16 protein-coding genes are annotated in these 18,560 nt (G+C 39.7%); 10 read left to right on the top strand and 6 right to left on the bottom strand.

Annotation, left to right across the window (positions count from 1 at the left end; all coding sequences use genetic code 11):
- Positions 1–29 precede the first annotated feature (29 nt).
- The gene (locus HMPREF0023_RS11170; RefSeq protein WP_008942151.1) at positions 30–950 is read right to left on the bottom strand and encodes a putative porin; all 921 of its coding nucleotides are present in this window, start codon (positions 948–950) and stop codon (positions 30–32) included.
- 264 nt (positions 951–1,214) lie between these two features.
- Positions 1,215–1,997 (bottom strand): putative porin, encoded by a 783-nt coding sequence (locus tag HMPREF0023_RS11175; RefSeq protein ID WP_008942152.1) that lies wholly within the window; start codon positions 1,995–1,997, stop codon positions 1,215–1,217.
- A gap of 410 nt (positions 1,998–2,407) precedes the next feature.
- Between HMPREF0023_RS11175 and prfB the strand changes: the two genes are divergently transcribed.
- From prfB to HMPREF0023_RS11200, 5 genes are all read left to right on the top strand, one after another.
- Positions 2,408–3,503 (top strand): peptide chain release factor 2 gene (gene prfB, locus HMPREF0023_RS11180; RefSeq protein ID WP_100222739.1). Its coding sequence is split into 2 segments (ribosomal slippage): positions 2,408–2,479 and positions 2,481–3,503, totalling 1,095 coding nucleotides; the frame shifts between segments, so codons are not numbered across the junction.
- A gap of 275 nt (positions 3,504–3,778) precedes the next feature.
- Positions 3,779–4,081 (top strand): ArsR/SmtB family transcription factor, encoded by a 303-nt coding sequence (locus tag HMPREF0023_RS11185; RefSeq protein WP_005403396.1) that lies wholly within the window; start codon positions 3,779–3,781, stop codon positions 4,079–4,081.
- Positions 4,082–4,136: 55 nt separating this feature from the next.
- A complete protein-coding gene (locus HMPREF0023_RS11190; RefSeq protein WP_008942153.1) occupies positions 4,137–5,201 on the top strand; it encodes an alkene reductase in 1,065 nt (354 codons plus the stop codon).
- Positions 5,202–5,330: 129 nt separating this feature from the next.
- A complete protein-coding gene (locus HMPREF0023_RS11195; protein ID WP_008942154.1) occupies positions 5,331–6,650 on the top strand; it encodes a 3-deoxy-D-manno-octulosonic acid transferase in 1,320 nt (439 codons plus the stop codon).
- Positions 6,647–7,357 (top strand): 16S rRNA (uracil(1498)-N(3))-methyltransferase, encoded by a 711-nt coding sequence (locus HMPREF0023_RS11200; protein ID WP_005088669.1) that lies wholly within the window; start codon positions 6,647–6,649, stop codon positions 7,355–7,357. Before HMPREF0023_RS11195 ends, HMPREF0023_RS11200 begins: the two co-directional genes overlap by 4 nt.
- Here the strand turns inward: HMPREF0023_RS11200 and HMPREF0023_RS11205 are convergent.
- Entirely contained in the window at positions 7,337–8,326 is a 990-nt protein-coding gene (locus tag HMPREF0023_RS11205; RefSeq protein WP_005088667.1) for a mechanosensitive ion channel family protein, read from the bottom strand. The two genes, HMPREF0023_RS11200 and HMPREF0023_RS11205, sit on opposite strands and share 21 nt — an antisense overlap.
- Positions 8,327–8,774: 448 nt before the next feature.
- Here HMPREF0023_RS11205 and acs point away from each other — a divergent pair, with 448 nt between their 5' ends.
- Positions 8,775–10,733, top strand: coding sequence for an acetate--CoA ligase (gene acs, locus HMPREF0023_RS11210; protein WP_008942156.1), 1,959 nt, complete (start codon positions 8,775–8,777; stop codon positions 10,731–10,733).
- An 84-nt stretch (positions 10,734–10,817) separates the two neighbouring features.
- Here the strand turns inward: acs and sfnG are convergent, their stop codons facing one another.
- Both sfnG and msuE read right to left on the bottom strand, forming a co-directional pair.
- Entirely contained in the window at positions 10,818–11,924 is a 1,107-nt protein-coding gene (sfnG, locus tag HMPREF0023_RS11215; protein ID WP_005088664.1) for a dimethylsulfone monooxygenase SfnG, read from the bottom strand.
- A gap of 23 nt (positions 11,925–11,947) precedes the next feature.
- Positions 11,948–12,688 carry an FMN reductase gene (gene msuE, locus HMPREF0023_RS11220; RefSeq protein ID WP_004641499.1) on the bottom strand — a complete coding sequence of 247 codons (741 nt, stop codon included), beginning with the start codon at positions 12,686–12,688 and terminating at the stop codon, positions 11,948–11,950.
- Positions 12,689–13,038: 350 nt separating this feature from the next.
- On the opposite strand from msuE, the gene HMPREF0023_RS11225 reads away from it, so the two are divergent.
- The gene (locus HMPREF0023_RS11225) at positions 13,039–13,692 is read left to right on the top strand and encodes a response regulator (protein WP_008942157.1); all 654 of its coding nucleotides are present in this window, start codon (positions 13,039–13,041) and stop codon (positions 13,690–13,692) included.
- A gap of 120 nt (positions 13,693–13,812) precedes the next feature.
- Here HMPREF0023_RS11225 and omp33-36 read toward each other — a convergent pair whose 3' ends face one another.
- Entirely contained in the window at positions 13,813–14,736 is a 924-nt protein-coding gene (gene omp33-36 / locus HMPREF0023_RS11230; RefSeq protein ID WP_257787227.1) for a porin Omp33-36, read from the bottom strand.
- 717 nt (positions 14,737–15,453) lie between these two features.
- Between omp33-36 and HMPREF0023_RS11235 the strand changes: the two genes are divergently transcribed.
- The 3 genes from HMPREF0023_RS11235 to HMPREF0023_RS17020 form a co-directional block, all read left to right on the top strand.
- Complete coding sequence (locus HMPREF0023_RS11235) at positions 15,454–16,281, top strand: carbapenem-hydrolyzing class D beta-lactamase OXA-214 (RefSeq protein ID WP_008942158.1); 828 nt, start codon at positions 15,454–15,456, stop codon at positions 16,279–16,281.
- A gap of 329 nt (positions 16,282–16,610) precedes the next feature.
- Entirely contained in the window at positions 16,611–18,332 is a 1,722-nt protein-coding gene (locus HMPREF0023_RS11240) for a GGDEF domain-containing protein (protein WP_017396633.1), read from the top strand.
- 54 nt (positions 18,333–18,386) lie between these two features.
- On the top strand, positions 18,387–18,560 hold a 174-nt coding region (locus tag HMPREF0023_RS17020), incomplete at its 3' end, for a P-loop NTPase fold protein (RefSeq protein WP_008942160.1).

Here is an 18,560-nt window from a genome sequence, read left to right on the forward strand (position 1 = left end):
AGCGGTTTTTTTATTGTGCGTATGGCGAATTAAAAGCGGAATGTTCCGTTGATGCCATATGAGTTTGCACCATCAATCGTTGTATATCCAACACTTACAGCAACTTGTGGCGTAAAGAATTTTTGTGCACGAATGCTAAAAATACTATCGGATTCATCAGCAGTTGAGTCAGCAATTGAAATACCGACACTCAATGTTGGATCTAAATAAAGATCAGCAGCTAAGCGGTAAGTAGTTTCATCTCCTATATAACTCTGAGCTTCAAAGTTAGTATAGTAACCAGCAATTTCGGAAACATATTTCGCACGAAGGGTCACTGCTTTATCGTCATCTTCACCTGAAACAGTCGCTGCATTTACGTAAGTTGTAATATAACCGTATTTTGCTGCTTGGATCGGATCGAAACTTTTTGACAAATCTGTTAGACCAACTGCGAATAATAGGCCGTTAATTGGTAAAAAACCTGCTTCAATAGAGTAACCATTACCATCATCACTCGCAAATTTATAGGAATATCCTAATGCTTTAAGTGTTGCGTCTATCTCAGTTCTATGGAGACTACCAGCAATATAAAATTGAGTGTTGGGAATAAAGAATTCACCATTGATACCTAAGCTATTAAATTCTTGTTTAAAATCTACATCTGCAAGTGGTGTTCCAATGATGTTTGTAATTGGATATTGACCAGATTCTTTGGCATAAGTGTAGCCTAATCCAATATTGGAAGCTTTATCTAGATAAGCCGCTTCTGCTAATGGGGCATTGCGAGTTTGGACTGGATTAAAATAATATTTTCCTGCGACAGAAACTGTATTAACTCGATGACTATCCAATTCACTGTCTTTAATGTATGTATATTCATAAGCACCAGTTACTTCTGCTTGATATGCATTTGCATTAAAACCAATGAATGAGGATAAAAGCGCTGTAATTAGACTAAGTTTTTTCATTGATTGATAACCCCTTATTAAAATAAGTCATTTATTAATATTGTGTTGCACGGGGTAGTTTAGTGAAAAAAAACCATACGTCAATTATTAAATGAATGGTCAAATCGATTATATATTTATCGTTTAAAAAAGACATTTATGCTTTTAGGGAAGTTGGATTGTTATTCTGATTTGGTTGAAATTATGTATATAAAAATCGCCCTGAAATATTCCTATTTCAGAGCGATTATGTATTAGACGAAAACGTCTATTTTAGTAATTACATTAGAAGCGATATTTTGCTGCAACACCAAATGTATTGTAGTCATTTTTAGCAACGGTTCTGTCTTTACCGAAACCAATACGTCCTTCTAAACTCATTTGTTGGTTGAAGAATTTACGTGCATTCACACCAAATTCACGTTGTTTAGAGAGATCATTGTCGTAGTAATCAGCACCAACACTGAATGTTTTATCGATGTAGTAATCCGCTGCTAGGTTAAACTCATCTAAGTCACCGAATGCTGCACCAGCTTCTAAGTTGATGTCATTACCGCCGACTTGAGTCACATATTTCGCACGAATAGTTGGATCAACACCATCGTCAAACTTGTTGTCATAGCCCTTCGCGCCCACAGCAACTAAGAAACCTGGTGCTGGTAAATAACCAACTTCAGCACTGTAATAAGTAGTTTTGATATCACGTGCATGATTTAGCTTTAAGATATTACGGCTAACATCACCACTGACATAAAAATCTGAGTTAGGAACAAAGTACTCGACACCAACACCATAGGTATTGTCATCAGTATCACCTTTGTCTTTCCAAACTGCTTCAGCGCTAACGTTACTTGCACGATCTAAAAATGCTGCTTCAGCAAGTGGCGCGTTACGAGTTTGTACAGGATTGAAATAGTATTTACCATTAATCGCGAAGTCACTGCCTGAACTACCTTTGTCAGGGTCGATATAACCTATAGATGCCCCAACTTCAGCTTGATACGCATGAGCAGTGCCTGTTACTGCAAATACAGATAAAAGTGCTGATGCAATTGCTAATTTTTTCATGGTTATGCCCCTTTGAGATAATGAACCAAATGAAATTTCGATTACATGTTTTGTTACAACTTCCAGTCTAGGCTAAAACTAGTATGCGTCAATCCTTCGTCAGTAATCAGATGGTACAAATGTAAATGTATTGTAAGTTTGTTTATTTAAGATATTGATTTTAATTGTAAAAAATTAATGTTTTGATTTATTAAAACATAGGATGGATTGTGTGTTTAGGTATTCTTCGTGTAATTATTGAACACTATTGTCGCTAAATGTGTCGTTTGAGAGTTATAAAACCGATAAGAAAAAATGTTGATGTTGATCTTGTTTCGCAATTATTGCTCTCACCTGATAGAGGCTGTGTCGGCTATATCAGTTATGTTAAAATATCAAATTGAGTGAAAAATTTTTGTGAGAAAACACACGTGGAAATTAATCCGTATTTAGTTCAATTGAAAGATTTATCTGATCGTAGCCAAACACTACGGGGGTATCTTTGACTACGATCTAAAAGTTGAGCGTTTAGAAGAAGTTTTAAGAGAATTAGAAGACCCTGCGATTTGGAACGATCAAAACCGTGCTCAAGCCATCGCCAAAGAAAAGGGCAGTTTAGAAAATACCATTGGAGTGTTTGATCGTCTTGCTGAACAGCTTGATGATGCAAAAGCAATGCTTGATTTGGCTGTTGAAGCTGATGATGAAAGTCTATTGCTCGATGTACAAGCTGAGTTGGACAGTGCAGAACAAGCTTTAGGTAATCTAGAATTCCGTCGCATGTTTAGCAATCCCATGGATCCGAATCCATGCTTCCTTGAAATTCAGTCAGGTTCTGGCGGAACAGAAGCACAGGATTGGGCGTCTATGCTATTGCGTATGTATTTACGTTGGATCGAACGTCATGGCTTTAAGGCCGAGTTGATGGAAGTTTCAGATGGTGATGTTGCGGGTATTAAATCAGCAACAATCCGTGTCGATGGTGAGTTTGCTTATGGTTGGTTACGTACTGAAAGTGGTGTGCATCGTTTAGTACGTAAATCGCCATTTGACAGTAACAATAACCGTCATACTTCATTTTCTGCGGTATTCATTTCACCAGAGATTGATGACAATATCGAAATTGATATTAATCCTTCTGACGTTCGTACTGATACCTATCGTGCTTCGGGTGCAGGTGGTCAGCATATTAACAAAACCGATTCTGCGGTGCGTTTAACGCATGCTCCGACAGGAATTGTGGTGGCGTGTCAGAACCAGCGTTCGCAGCACGCGAACCGTGACCATGCATGGAAGCAATTACGTGCCAAACTCTATGAGTTAGAGATGAGCAAGCGTAATGAAGCTGCACAAGCATTGGAAGATTCGAAGTCTGATATTGGTTGGGGAAGTCAAATTCGCTCTTATGTCTTGGATGATTCACGAATTAAAGACTTACGGACTGGTGTGGAGAATTCCAACACTAAAGCTGTGCTAGACGGTGACTTAGATAAGTTCATTGAAGCGAGTTTGAAACAAGGTTTATAAGAACCTCTCTCAATCACTTCTTAAAAGAGGGAGACGTCTTCGATGGTTTAATCGAGAGTCCTCTCTTTTGAAGAGATGAACTTTCTCAGTATTCTGAGAGAGCAAAAGGAGGGGTATAAAGAAATTCAGAACGGCAATCTCGTTTAGTACCTTAAGGTTAATCGGAAAAATATGATATTAATATCGAAAAAAATAGATATTAATATTTATAAAATTCGATATACTGATTCTAGGTGCTGAACAAAGCTTTGCCTGTTGAGAAACATGGTGAGTCTATGGATATTGATGTTATAAGCAAGGCCTTAGCCAATCCATTACGTCGACAGATCTTGCAATGGTTAAAAGAGCCTGAGCAATTTTTACCTGTACAAGAATGTGGTGGCAGTTTTGAACGCGGTGTCTGTGCAGGACACATCGAACGTTTAGGCAAAGTTGCGCAATCGACGATGTCGAATCACTTGTCTGTATTACAGCAAGCGGGTTTGATTAAAGTTGAAAAATATGGGCAATGGTCATACTTCACACGTAATGAAGCTTTGATTCAGCAATACATCGAACATTTAAAACAAACACTATAGCCGTGAGTCAAGACTTGGTCTTTAAGCTTCGGTTCATAGTGAAGTTGAGGCGATCATGGCAGAATTAAGCTCTACCTTACAAGTAGGTGATTTTACAATTAAAAACCGTTTGGTTTTAGCTCCATTAACCCGTGCACGTAGTGGTGAAGAACGTATTCCAAATGATTTGATGGTGGAATATTACCAACAACGTGCGAATGCGGGTTTAATTATTACTGAAGCAACGGTGATTAGTCCTAAGGCCGTGGGATATGCCAAGACACCAGGTCTATGGTCACAAGAACAAGCTCAAGCTTGGCACAAGATTGTTGATGCCGTACATGCACAAGGTTCAAAAATAGTTGTTCAACTTTGGCATGTGGGCCGTATTTCGCATCCTGACCTATTGGATGGCGATACACCTGTTGCACCAAGTGCAATTCAACCTGCTGGTGAAGTGAGTTTACTTCGTCCAAAACGTCCTTTCGTCACGCCTCGTGCTTTATCACATGAAGAAATTCAAGAAATCGTAGCGGAATATAAACATGCTGCTGAACAAGCCAAAGCAGCAGGTTTTGATGGGGTGGAGCTACATGCAGCCAATGGTTATTTGATCGATCAATTCTTGCAAAGTAAGACCAATACACGTGATGACGAGTATGGCGGTTCTATCGAAAACCGTGCACGTTTGTTATTACAGGTCGTGGACGCCTTTATTGAAGTGTGGGGTGCAGGTCGTGTCGGTGTACATTTAGCACCACGTGCTGATTCGCACGATATGGGGGATGAAAATCCATTGGCAACCTTTGGTTATGTGGTGGAGCAGTTAGAGCAACGTCATGTTGCATTCATTTTCACGCGTGAATATGAAGCAGAAGACAGTTTAATGCCAAAATTGCGTCCTAAATTCAAAGGTACTTGGATTGCCAACGAAAAATTAACACCTGCATCAGCAAAACGCATTTTGGCGACTGGGCAAGCGGATGCTGTGGCATTTGGTTTAGCGTATATTGCCAATCCAGATCTATTCGAGCGTTTACAATATGATTTATCTTTAAATCAGGTAAACTTTCAAACTTTATATGCTGATGGTGCAGAGGGATATACGGATTATCCTGTATTTGAAAAACTAGAAGCATAAGCTTCTATTCGAACACTCATGTCATTAATGGTTGTTAAATCGTCTTAACAGAACCAACAAAAATGGCATGAGTTTTTTATTGAAATTCCGCATAATAAGCACATATTAAATCGTGAAATATGGTCTAGGATGGCGCAGCAAAACGCAGTACAGCAAACACCATTTTGGTATAACTTTTTATTGACCTGTCTCAAACCCTTATATCGTTGGAAAATAAAACAACGTGCAGAAAGTGATGCGCTGTATCAGCAAGAATGTCTGGAGCGGTTTGGTCCCTTCCAGCCACCAAAAAATTTAGCGACCATTTGGTTTCATGTGGTTTCTGTCGGTGAAACCAATGCTGCACAGCCTTTGATTGAGCATTATTTAAAATTAGGTCATCCAGTACTGGTTACCAATACCACCAAGACAGGTCAAGCTCGAGCAAAATCACTTTTTTTAAAAGCTCCTTATCTTGATTTATTTCAGGCGGTTTACTTACCCGTTGATCAAAAGTCATTACTCAAACAGTTTTTTGAGTTATATCAACCAAAACTCTTGGCTTTGGTTGAAACTGAAATTTGGCCGAACTTAATTGCGGAAGCAAGACAACAACAAATTCCCTGTATTTTGCTCAATGCACGCCTTTCGGAAAAATCAGCCAAAGGCTATGGAAAAGTGAGTCGTTTAACTCGACCGATGTTACAACAGCTGACTTGGCTGTTGGCGCAAGATAAAGCTACCCAACAACGCTATATTGAGTTAGGTCTGGATCAAACAAAAAGTCAGGTCGTAGGAAATATAAAATTTGATATTACTGCTCCCCAGCAGTTTATCGAGCAAGCAGAACAATTAAAACAAGACTGGAATTTACTTGGGCGGCAAATTATCACTTTAGCCAGTACGCATGCCCCTGAGGAAGAAAATTTACTTGAACAATTACAGCAATATTTAAATTCAAATCCTCATCTACTTTGTATCGTTGTTCCTCGTCATCCAGAGCGTTTCGAGGAAGTCTATAAGGCTTGCCAAAGTTTAAATTTAAATACGCAACGTCGTAGTCTTAAGCAAACGATTCAAGCAGATACACAAGTTTTTCTGGCTGATAGTATGGGCGAAATGTGGTTGTGGTATGCCTTGAGTCAAGCCTGCTTTGTAGGTGGATCATTGAATGAACCAGGTGGTGGGCATAATATTCTAGAGCCGATGGTTTTAGATGTCCCAACGGTGATTGGTCCCCGTTATTTTAATTTCCAAACGATCGTGGATGAGTTTGTTGCAGAGCGGGCGATTTTGATTGGCGAGAATGCTGAGCAGGTTACGGCACAACTTCTCAATTGTTTGAATGATTCAACGCAACGTCAGCAGTTAATCGAACAGGCTCAAGTGGTGTTACAGCGTAATCAGGGTTCATTGCAAAAGCATATTCAATTACTTGATCATTATTTGAAGCAAACTGATTTGTCATGAACATGGTTTTATTGGAGCCGCATCAAACGGCTAGTGCTGATCAATGGTTAATCGAAAACCCACGCCAATTAAAACATTTACAGCAACATCTGCAATTAAGTGTTGGCGACACATTGAAAATAGGTGTTCGCAACGAGCAGCGTTATTTAACAGAAGTGTTGTATGTTTCCGAGCAAAGAATCATTGTTAAACCGATTCGAGTTGAGGCAATTCCTGAAAAATTACCAGTCCATCTGATTTTGGCTTTACCTCGTCCTAAAGTGTTGCGCCGTATGGTGATGGATGCTGTGACTTTGGGGGTGGAACGGATCAGTTTAATCCATAGTTATCGAGTCGATAAAAGCTATTGGCAAACGCCGTTTTTGCAACAATTGGATGATTATGTGACGCTTGGCTTAGAACAAGCCGGCGATCCGATTGCTCCTGAGATTCAATTGTATAAGCGGTTCAAGCCTTTTGTTGAAGATATCTTGCCTTGCTTTATCACGACTGAGGCCGCTGCATATGTCGCACATCCTTATGCTGAAGCGGTTATGCCTTATGCGATTCAACATCGATGTAGTGTGATCGTTGGACCTGAGGGAGGATTCATTCCATATGAGATTGAATTGATGCAAAAAAATGGTTGCCAAGCAGTATGCTTAGGCAACCGAATCTTGCGAACAGAAACAGCAGTAGCACATATCTTAGGACGGCTGTTTATCTGAAGGCTGCATTACTGTTGGCAATTGTGCGGATTGATTTGCCTGAACTTTGAGTTCTTGGATTGGGTATGGAATATTAATATCTTGAGCATTAAATGCTTGTTTTACTTGAGCTTGTATTGAGCTTGTCGATGATAAAATATCGGTTTCTGTGGTATCAATCCACCAACGAACAGTTAAGTTGACTGAGAAGTCTGCCAGTGCTGTGACATTGACTGAAAATTTTGGTTGGCTTAACACATTACGGTCATTGTTTAGAATGTCCAAGACAATTTGTTTCGCTTTCTGTTCATCATCATCATAACCAATGCCAACGACAAACTCACAGCGGCGTTGTTGATAAGCCGTATTTACCGTTACGGCACTGGTATAAACCGTCGCATTTGGAATCACAATTCGACGACCATCGTAAGAGCGTAAGAAGGTGGCGCGAATTTGAATATCCTCTACAGTACCTTCCATGCCATTGACGATGATGGCATCCCCTATGCGAAATGGTTCACCCAATAAGATGAGTACACCAGAAAGTAAGTTCTGAAAAATATCCTTAAAAGCAAAACCAATCGCGACTGAGCCGATCCCTAAAGCTCCAATGAGCTGGCTCGGTGTAAACCCAGGAATCGCGATCACCAAAGCAATCAAGAAGCCAAAAAATAGAATGAAAGTGCTACCGACACGATGTAATACCAGAACCAAGTTTTGTCGTGCATAAGAACGATTACTGAGTGTTTTATTCACAAAAACTTTGAATAGTTTTGTGAGTAGCCAAAAAATCACAAAAACAATAATCGCAAGACCGATATAGGGGATACGATCCCAAAACGCATAGATCATTTTATCGATAGCACTGTATGCATCTTGATATTTTTCCGTATGCGCTAGGACTGTTTCGGTTGTTTTGCTGCCAGCTTGTTGGATCAATGTGCCTGTATCTTTGGCGACACTTGTTAAGGTGATTTGTTCGTTTGCCAAGGTAAGATCTCTATTTCACGGTGAGGGAGGAATCAGGTGCGCCATCATAATCAATTTATATTGGGCACGCATGAGAAATTGGTTTGTCATGATATGGTTTTATTTTATACCGAATCGGGCATGATCGTTTATGATGATTGTTGGAAGATTTGTTGTCAAAAATAAACATTTTTATCGGTTTATTTTTATACTTTGGTCTGTAGATTACTGGTCAATGATCAAAACAATGATCTTTTTTGAAAATAAAAAACATCGACAAGCGGTTAATATTTAAATTATTTTGAGGGACTTTATACATTTAGGTGATTGGATCTGTAGCGAATCCCTACGACCAAAGCCGCATTGTTTACCCTTATAGATGATCGCCATACTGCAAATGAGCACAGACATACCAAAGAAATAGATGAGTACATCTAAGGTATGAGATAAAAGACCAAGGAAGTAAGTTATGAAAGAAATCTACCCAGTGCCTGAAAAATTTAAAGAAACGGCAAGGATCTCGGAAGCAGACTATTTCAATCGTTATCAATACTCTATTGAGCAGCCTGATGCTTTTTGGGCAGAAGAAGCACAAAATATTGATTGGATTAAACCTTTTACTCAAGTCAAAAATACAAATTTTGACCCCGCGAATTTTAAAATCGAATGGTTTGCCGATGGTGAACTAAACGTATCAGCAAATTGCTTAGACCGTCATTTAAAAGATAATGCATTAAAGCCAGCGATCATTTGGGAAGGTGACCATCCTTCACGTCACAAGATCATCTCGTTTGCTGAGTTGCATGATGAGGTTTGTCGTTTTGCAAATGTATTAAAGAAACAGGGTATTAGCAAAGGCGACCGCGTTGTTTTATATATGCCAATGGTCCCTGAAGCAGCAATTGCGATGTTGGCTTGTGCCCGCATTGGTGCTGTGCATTGCGTCGTTTTTGGCGGATTTTCACCTGATTCACTGGCAAGCCGTATTGAAGACAGTCAAGCAAAATTAGTCATTACTGAGGATGCTGGCATGCGTGGTGGTAAGTTAATTCCATTGAAAGAAAATGTGGATGCCGCTTTAGAAATTCAGGGTACGGAAAGTGTAGAACATGTGATTGTGGTTCACCGTACAGGCAACCCGATCCAATTCAATGAAGCACGTGATTTATGGTATCACCTCGAAATCATGGAAGTTGACGAGCATTGTCCACCTGAACCAATGAAGGCAGAGGATCCGTTATTTATTCTCTATACATCAGGTTCAACAGGTAAGCCGAAGGGTGTGTTACATACAACGGGTGGTTATCTGGTCTATGTCAACACCACATTTAGAGAGGTTTTTGATCTCAAAGAAGATGATGTGTATTGGTGTACAGCAGATGTTGGCTGGATTACAGGACACAGCTATTTATTGTATGGTCCACTTTGTAATGCAACCACCACGGTCATGTTTGAGGGGATTCCTCAATACCCAACATGGGCGCGTATTGGTCATGTGATTGATAAGCATAATGTCACGATTTTATATACAGCACCAACTGCCATCCGTGCCATGATGCGTGAGGGCGATGCTTATGTTCGTGAGAGTGATCGTAGTAGCTTACGTTTACTCGGTTCAGTCGGCGAGCCAATTAACCCTGAAGCATGGAACTGGTATCACGAAGTGGTTGGTGAAGGACGCTGCCCGATTGTCGATACATGGTGGCAGACGGAAACAGGTGGTATTTTGATTTCACCGTTACCGGGTGCAACCGCTTTAAAACCGGGTTCGGCAACACGTCCAATGTTTGGTGTACAACCTGCATTGGTTGATGGGGAAGGTAACCCACTTGAAGGTGCGAATGAAGGGAACCTCGTGATCAAGGATTCTTGGCCGGGTCAAATGCGCACTATTTGGGGTGATCCACAGCGCTTTATTGAAGCTTATTTCTCAACTTTCAAGAACTGCTATTTCACTGGCGATGGTGCACGTCGTGATGAAGACGGATACTATTGGATCACAGGTCGTGTTGATGATGTACTTAATGTTTCCGGACATCGTCTAGGGACTGCTGAAATTGAAAGTGCATTGGTTGCCCATGAAGCGGTTGCAGAAGCTGCTGTTGTTGGTATGCCACATGACATTAAGGGGCAGGGAATTTGTACCTTTGTAACCTTACAAGCAGATGTGTCAGAGTCTGAGGAGTTGCGTAAGGAGTTGGTTAATTGGGTACGTAAAGTTCTTGGGCCAGTGGCAACGCCAGATGCCTTGCATTGGGCACCTGCTTTACCAAAAACACGCTCAGGTAAAATCATGCGCCGTATCTTGAGAAAGATTGCAGCAAATGAACTAGATAGCTTAGGCGATACTTCAACGCTTGCTGAGCCAGCAGTGGTAGATGTGTTAATCGCAACGGTTTACCCAGAAATGAGTAGTGCAGAAGGTTAAATTTAAAAAGCCCCCAAGCCGAGTCTTGGGGGTAATTTTGCGCCTTTATCTTTATTTTTCTTCTTATTCAAAAATGACGGAAACTCAAGCTGATTTTGCAGTAACATGAGACAATTGTTGTTGTTCTAATTGCCGTACCAGCGGTAATACTTTTTCACCAAAATATTCCACCTCCTCAATAAAATGTAGAAAACCTGACAGGATCAGATCTACACCGACCTGTTTTAAAGCTACAATTCGTTCCGCAATTTGCTGTGGTGTACCAATCAAATTGGTTTTAAAGCCATCATTGTATTGCACAAGATCATCAAAGCTTGATTTAGCCCAATTTCCTTCTTGTTCTGGCGCTGAAGCGCCTGCTTCACGTGTTGCATCACCAAAGGCATTGACTGCCTCTACATTTGCCTTTGCGATGATTTCATTTAGCACAGCATGGGCTTCTTGCTCTGTATCACGGGCGATAATAAAAGCATTCACTCCGATTTTCACTTGGCGATTTTCCAGTTTTGCTTTGGCACGTACATCATCGATTTGCTTTTTGATCTCTGCGACGCTATTGCCATTTGTAAAATACCAATCTGAGACACGAGCTGCCATATCACGAGCTGCGCGGGAGCTGCCGCCTTGAAAGACCTCAATATAAGGTTTTTGCAAAGGTTTTGGTTTTAGCGTGTAGTTTTGAAACTGGTAGTATTTACCTTCAAAGCTATAATTGTCTGTAGTCCAAATACCTTTGAGTGTCCGAATAAACTCTTCAGAGCGAACATAACGTTGATCATGCTCAGGCCAAGGCTCACCGATTGCATCAAACTCTCCACGAAACCAACCACTCACAACATTGATTGCGATGCGACCTTGGGTTAAATAGTCAATGGTCGCGAGTTGCTTCGCTGCAAGTGCAGGTTTCCAGGGACCCGGCAGAATTGCTGCGATGACTTTGAGTTTCTCTGTTTTTGCCAACAAAGCATGACTAAAGCTCACCGATTCATGTTGATTTTCTGCACCATAGCCCGCGGTAAAACGGATTTGGGTGAGCGCGTATTCAAACCCATTTTTTTCTGCGGTTTGTGCTAAACGGATATTGTAGTCATAGCTCCAATCAGTGCGTTGTTCGATGTTACTGACCACAAGTCCGCCACTGACATTGGGAACCCAATACGCAAATTTAATTGCAGATGAAGAAATAGTCATTTTTTTACCCTCTAAATAGTCTTCTAAGCGACGTGGGTTAAATTTTTTGTAGGTTTGGGGTGTAAGCGAGATTCAGCGGCATCGAGGTCTGGAACAGCCGCTGATGGTAAAACCTCTGCTTGTTCAATTTGCTTGTTGATCCCCAAGTTCTGATTGGCCTGCTCAGTTTTGGCTTTGATGACTGCTGCGCGTTGTCCCTTGGCAGGCGCCCATTCCAGAATAGGTAAGGCGCGGGCAACAGCTAAGGTGATGCGATCAGACAATTGCTCACTATTGACCGTGTACGCTGGTGTGAAATCACGATCTGTCGCGTATACACCGATTGGTAAGGTTTGCGCTTGGAAAAAGCTAAACAAAGGACGTAGTTGATGCTCGAGTACCAAAGCATGGCGGTCGCTACCACCCGAAGCAGCCAATAGTACAGGAACATCAACTAAGGCAGTTTGTTCAACGAAATCAAAAAAGTGTTTAAATAGCCCTGTAAACGAAGCACGATAAACAGGTGTTCCTACAATTAATGCATCTGCAGCCTCTACCGCAGCCAAATCATCTTGTACACGTTGTGGTAATTGGTTGCGATAGATTGCACCACCTAATAAAGGTCCGATTTCACTGAGTTTTACAAAATGGACTTTGATCTGCGTTGCTTCTGCAAGCTCATCAAGAATTGCTTGAACGAGACTTTCTGTTTTTGATGGACTATTCAGGCCACCTGAAACGGCAACGATGTTGAGCGGAGTAGAAACAGTATTACGATTGGACATAGACATTGCCTAAATAAAAGTTCATTACGAATGGCTTTTATTTATCTACGTCTGATGTCGTGCTGTAAAATAAGGAAATGCTGCAAGCTTATCTGATTTAAAGATATATCGCATAAGCATACAAAATCGTAAATTTACGATGATTTAATTTTATGTTTCTATTCAAAATTTTTAAGATCGAACCATCATCGTGATGATTTATACAAATATATGATTTATTTTACTGGAAAAAGAAAGAAAAAATGTCAGAGTGCTTGACCAATGGTTTATTTAAAAATAGGCTTAGATAGGTTAATTTTAATAAACACCGTACAGTGACGTACTAAAACAGCAGATTGCTTATAGCGCTTATGAATATTTTAATTGTAGATGATCACCCTCTCTTTAGACACGCTTTAATTCAAGCGGTGCGTTACAGTTTGCCACAAGCGCAGATTCAAGAAACGGCTGATGTAGATGAGTTTTATAAGCGTTTAGAGCATGGTGCTGAACCTGATTTAGTTTTGCTTGATTTAAACCTGCCTGGTGCATCGGGTTTTTCTGCTCTGGTTTATGTGCGAGCGCAATATCCTGCGATTCCAATTATTGTGGTCTCAGCGCATGAAGAGGTTTCGATTATTCAACGTGCCATTGCACATGGGGCAATGGGATATATCCCAAAATCATCTCATCCAAGTCATATTGGTGAAGCCATCAAGCATGTTCTAGATGGCGAAATCTGGCTCCCTCCAAATTTACCGACGCATGTGAGCTTTGACCCAAGAGCAGCAGATGAAACTGCTTTGGCAGAACGCTTGCAGTCCTTAACACCGCAGCAATTTCGCGTACTTATGATGGTCGCTGAAGGCTTATTAAATAAACAAATTGCTTATGAGCTTGATGTCTCTGAGGCAACAATTAAAGCACATGTGACGGCGATTTTCCGTAAATTGGGCGTGCAGAATCGTACCCAAGCTGTTTTAGCAATCAGTGCGTTAAATATTGATGAGAAGAAAATTTCCTGATTTTATTTTTCAGTTATTATCAATTTACTCTGCAAATCGTTGCAATAAAAAAACCAGTTACAAAAGAACGGTTTTTTTATTATGAATCATATGTTCTATAGAAAGAACCAAAATCCAAAATTAGAAACGGAACTTCGCGTTTAAGCCGATAGTTTGCGTATCTAAGTTTACAGTTTCAGCATCTTCATCTAGGAAGCTTTTCGCATTTGCATTTACGTAGCTTGCACCAACAGCAATCGCTGGAGTGATGAAGTAGTTTACATTTGCACCCCAAGCTGATTTGATTGGAGAGAATTTGTCATTTGCTTGGTTAGAGCTTGCACTTACTTCTGCATAAGAAGCACCAACGCTTAACTTAGGTGTTACATAGAAGTCAGTTTTTAATTCATAAGCGGTTGTATCGCCATAAACAAGACCTGCTTCGAAACCTACAGCCATGTTTGTACCGTCGATGTTACCAACGTATTTAGTACGTGCAGTGATTGCATCTTGGTCTTCACCAATAACTAATGGTTGAGCAAATGATTTAGCAATACCACTAGAAAGTACGCTGTTAGCATCTAAAGCAAATTGGTCAGCAATGTTAGTATAACCAACAGCAACTAAGAAGTTAGGTGTAAGCATAGTACCTACTTCTAATGCGAAGCGGTCGCCATTGTCTCGTTCATCATCACTTTTAGATTTAGTGTGGCTATAAGATGCGCTTGTATATACTGGTAGGTAAGGTGTTGGAATATAAGCTTCACCTTTAGCACCATAAGATTGGGTTTTAGATGTTACAACTTCATCGCCGCTTAATTTTGCAAAGCTATATGCTGCAGAAACATTAGAAGCTTGGTTTAAGAACGCAGCTTCAGCTAAAGGACCTTTAGAAGCGTCTACATCTTTGAAGTAATAAGTTGCTTGGCCAGCACCAGTAAAGTCTTTGTCATTTGCATCAGTTGCGTTGATGAATTCAGATTGACCTTGAACTTCTACTTGGTAAGCGTTGGCACCGGTCATGGCTAATAATAAAGCAGTGGCTAAACCGAGTTTTTTCATAATAATTTCCAGCTTTAACAGTGATTGAGTTAAGTTGGAGTCATTGTATTGTAACAAAGTATGTTGTCAATGTCATAAATCGAATTACTCGACCAAGGGTAAAATCAGTACAATAGGTTGATTAAAAATCAAACAAAAGCATCATTTCTTGTCAACCTGAAAGAAAATATATAACTAACAGTTAGATATGATCATTTTGTTATAAAAAGAAATGCTTTATGCATGTAGGGAATGAAAGGATGTTGATTGGTTAATTCGATTATTACAATCGGTTTTTACGTTTATTTGCTGTGGTGATTTGTCATAAAATTGCCATGAAAAATGTGTTTCTAATGCGTTTATTTCACAAATATGCGATCAAATTAGCAAAAAAATAGCAGTAATCTTGTTGATAAAATCAGCCAAATTGGTTGTGGATAAGCTTAAATAATCGTCAGTATTTAATAAACCGATTAAAAAACAGAAAATAATTTATTTAATTTACTTTACTTTTTGAGGCATAGTTCACATAATACGAATCAAGAGATATGTAATTTGCATTTTACGATCTCCTAACATTTTCCTTGTGTATTTTTTAAGTTTTCTAGCTCGGCTTTCCCCAAGGTCGAGCTTTTTTTTATTTACTTATAGTAGAAGATCTAGATCAATAAATATCACAAAGTAATTTGTATAAAAAGGTCTATAGTGACAACTAAACTCCGATAATTTTAAATACAGAAAATGAAGCTATCAAAATTATACACCCTCACTGTGCTCATAGGATTTGGATTAAGCGGTGTCGCCTGCCAGCATATCCATACTCCAGTCTCGTTCAATCAAATTGAAAACGATCAAACAAAGCAGATCGCTTCCTTGTTTGAGAATGTTCAAACAACAGGTGTTCTAATTACCTTTGATGGACAGGCGTATAAAGCATACGGTAATGATCTGAATCGTGCCAAAACTGCGTATATCCCAGCATCTACTTTCAAAATATTAAATGCTTTGATTGGCATTGAACATGATAAAACTTCACCAAATGAAGTATTTAAGTGGGATGGTCAGAAGCGTGCTTTTGAAAGTTGGGAAAAAGATCTGACTTTAGCTGAAGCCATGCAAGCTTCTGCTGTACCTGTTTATCAAGCGCTTGCCCAGAGAATCGGATTGGATTTGATGGCAAAGGAAGTCAAAAGAGTCGGCTTCGGTAATACACGCATCGGAACACAAGTTGATAACTTCTGGCTCATTGGACCTTTAAAGATCACGCCAATCGAAGAAGCTCAATTTGCTTACAGGCTTGCAAAACAGGAGTTACCGTTTACCCCAAAAACACAACAGCAAGTGATTGATATGCTGTTGGTGGATGAAATACGGGGAACGAAAGTTTACGCCAAAAGTGGTTGGGGAATGGATATTACCCCGCAAGTAGGATGGTGGACTGGATGGATTGAAGATCCGAACGGAAAAGTGATCGCTTTTTCTCTCAATATGGAAATGAATCAACCTGCGCATGCAGCTGCACGTAAAGAAATTGTTTATCAGGCACTTACGCAATTGAAATTATTGTAATGCGTAATCCACTGATTTTAGGCAAAAAAAAGCCCAATCTCTTAGCATGAGTTGGGCTGAGAAATAGGATGTTTACATTTGGGGGGAGAAAACATCCTAGAGGGTAACGAGTGAGTAGTAAGTCATATATTCATTGATCAAAGTATGTGGCTTGATGGCTGATTTGTAAAATTGATAATTTTCATTTTTACAATCTGTTTCGGCAATGAAGTGGGTGGGCGTATATGATGTTGGTCGTATAAAGGTTTTGTGATTGTTAGAACATCGCTAAAATGTTTATTTGGTTATGAATTAACCAAAACAATGGGTGAGAAAAGCAAGGTATGTTCATGGGACGTGATTTAAAAAACTCAAAACTACGTTCTGAGCAGATCAGCCTCCGTTTGTTTTCATGTATGGCTGTGATCATTTTATCGATCTTATATATTTCTATTCCGCTGATTATCCGGAGTTGTCAAGAATATACCGAAACCAAACAAGTGCTGACAGATACGACCAGTTTACGAGCACTGGTTAAGACTGTGAATAAAATCTCTAGGGAACGTGCGCCGGCAAATAAGGTAATGTCCAGCACACCCGATGAGCTGGCTGCAAACCAAGCAGAGTTACACGCTTTTAGAGATATTGTAGATGCTGAAATTGATCAAACAGTCACAATCTTGGAGCAAGGTGGCTTTCCATCAATAGCTCAGTCTTTGCAGACTGATTTAAAAGCAGAATTGGCGCAAGCGCGAATTACAGTGGATGCTTATGCACTTATTCCACCTCATCAACGAACATCTTTGCAGTTCGATCAAGCGATTTTGTCGATGTTTACTGCATGGGATAAAGCACGTGAACTTTTAAATAAATGGATGATTTTATCAGAGAGCAAAGATAGTAAAATTTCAAATTACTTTACTTCTATTCTGATCTTAACGGATATGCGTGATCAGGCGGGACGTGTTGCTTCTAATATTATGGCTCCCGTTACGTTTGATGAAAAAATCTCAGATGAAAATCTTGCTCGATCTTTGCAAACACAACATCAAACACGCTATTTATGGGCGTTGGTGGACACCATTCATTTAGAACAATCCAAAACACCTGAATATAGTCGGTTGCATCAACGAGTCAAAACTGAGTTTTTGGATCAAGGACTTCCGATCGTAACTCGATTATTATTACAGAGTAAAAATAATGAAGATTATTTTATTTCTGGGACGGAGCTAACAGAGCAAATCGTAGACAAGTTTACAACGGTGATTGATCTGCAAAACTATATTTTGGATTACAGCATTGAATTTGCGACTACCCAAAATCAGAATGCTCGACAACAGTTTCTTTTTACCCTTGGTATTTCTAGTCTCTCTTTGATGATTGCGCTTTTTACGATGATTTATGCTAAGCAAAAAGTGTTTAGTCCATTGATTAAGGCCCGAAATATGATTCTTGGATTGTCTGATGTCAGCGATGAGCCTGTGAATCCACGCAAATCTCAAAATGAGTTCTATTCTTTATTTGAAGCGATAGACAAACTCAAAATCATGCTAGGTCAACGGGATACGATGGAGTTGCAATTAAAGCAGATTGCCAACTCGGATCCGATGACAGGGGTATCCAATCGCCTTGCATTAGATGAGTATCTTGATCTACTTCAATCTAAACCTGAGCTTCTTAGGTATTTGGGTGTGATCGTGATTGATATTGATAATTTTAAATTTGTGAATGATCAATATGGGCATATTGTCGGTGATCAGGTGATTATAATGATCGCGGAACAGTTAAAGCACAATGTGCGTGCCTCAGATTTAATCGTCCGTTATGGTGGTGATGAATTTTTGGTGGTCATTGAAAATATTCAGTTAGATGCCGCAAAACAAATTGCGGAAAGTATCCGTTTGGAAATTTCTAAGCAGGCTATTGAGATTTCTCGTTCGGGGGAACAGCTCTTTGTTTCGGTCAGTATTGGCGTTGCAACAGGTGCTGAAAGTTGGTTGGAATTGTTAGAGAAAGCCGATCAGTCTTTATTAAAAGCGAAGGTAAAAGGGAAGAATATTGTTGAGACTTGATTCGTTCAATTATTTAATTATTATAGAGTTTTATAATTATAGTGTTAAGCGTTGATGAATATCTCAGAGAAAGAAGAAAGATTAAAAGGCATATTAGAACATAATATAAAAAATGAGAAAATTGGTACCGCAATTGCGATTACTGGACCTTGGGGTGTGGGAAAAACGTTTTTCTGGAAAAGCTTTTTAGATAAACAATTAAGCAATGAACGAATTTATACAGACGGC

Source organism: Acinetobacter sp. ATCC 27244 (assembly GCF_000156555.1).
Taxonomy (GTDB): domain Bacteria; phylum Pseudomonadota; class Gammaproteobacteria; order Pseudomonadales; family Moraxellaceae; genus Acinetobacter; species Acinetobacter haemolyticus.

What these genes read in the sequence shown, in the direction of transcription:
- msuE (WP_004641499.1), bottom strand. Translation starts at nt 12,688, where the DNA reads ATGTCCAATCGTAATACTGTTTCTACTCCGCTCAACATCGTTGCCGTT.
- sfnG (WP_005088664.1), bottom strand. Translation starts at nt 11,924, where the DNA reads ATGACTATTTCTTCATCTGCAATTAAATTTGCGTATTGGGTTCCCAAT.
- HMPREF0023_RS11195 (WP_008942154.1), top strand. Translation starts at nt 5,331, where the DNA reads ATGGCGCAGCAAAACGCAGTACAGCAAACACCATTTTGGTATAACTTT.
- HMPREF0023_RS11175 (WP_008942152.1), bottom strand. Translation starts at nt 1,997, where the DNA reads ATGAAAAAATTAGCAATTGCATCAGCACTTTTATCTGTATTTGCAGTA.
- HMPREF0023_RS11190 (WP_008942153.1), top strand. Translation starts at nt 4,137, where the DNA reads ATGGCAGAATTAAGCTCTACCTTACAAGTAGGTGATTTTACAATTAAA.
- acs (WP_008942156.1), top strand. Translation starts at nt 8,775, where the DNA reads ATGAAAGAAATCTACCCAGTGCCTGAAAAATTTAAAGAAACGGCAAGG.
- HMPREF0023_RS11200 (WP_005088669.1), top strand. Translation starts at nt 6,647, where the DNA reads ATGAACATGGTTTTATTGGAGCCGCATCAAACGGCTAGTGCTGATCAA.
- HMPREF0023_RS11240 (WP_017396633.1), top strand. Translation starts at nt 16,611, where the DNA reads ATGGGACGTGATTTAAAAAACTCAAAACTACGTTCTGAGCAGATCAGC.
- HMPREF0023_RS11235 (WP_008942158.1), top strand. Translation starts at nt 15,454, where the DNA reads ATGAAGCTATCAAAATTATACACCCTCACTGTGCTCATAGGATTTGGA.
- HMPREF0023_RS11225 (WP_008942157.1), top strand. Translation starts at nt 13,039, where the DNA reads ATGAATATTTTAATTGTAGATGATCACCCTCTCTTTAGACACGCTTTA.
- HMPREF0023_RS11185 (WP_005403396.1), top strand. Translation starts at nt 3,779, where the DNA reads ATGGATATTGATGTTATAAGCAAGGCCTTAGCCAATCCATTACGTCGA.
- HMPREF0023_RS11170 (WP_008942151.1), bottom strand. Translation starts at nt 950, where the DNA reads ATGAAAAAACTTAGTCTAATTACAGCGCTTTTATCCTCATTCATTGGT.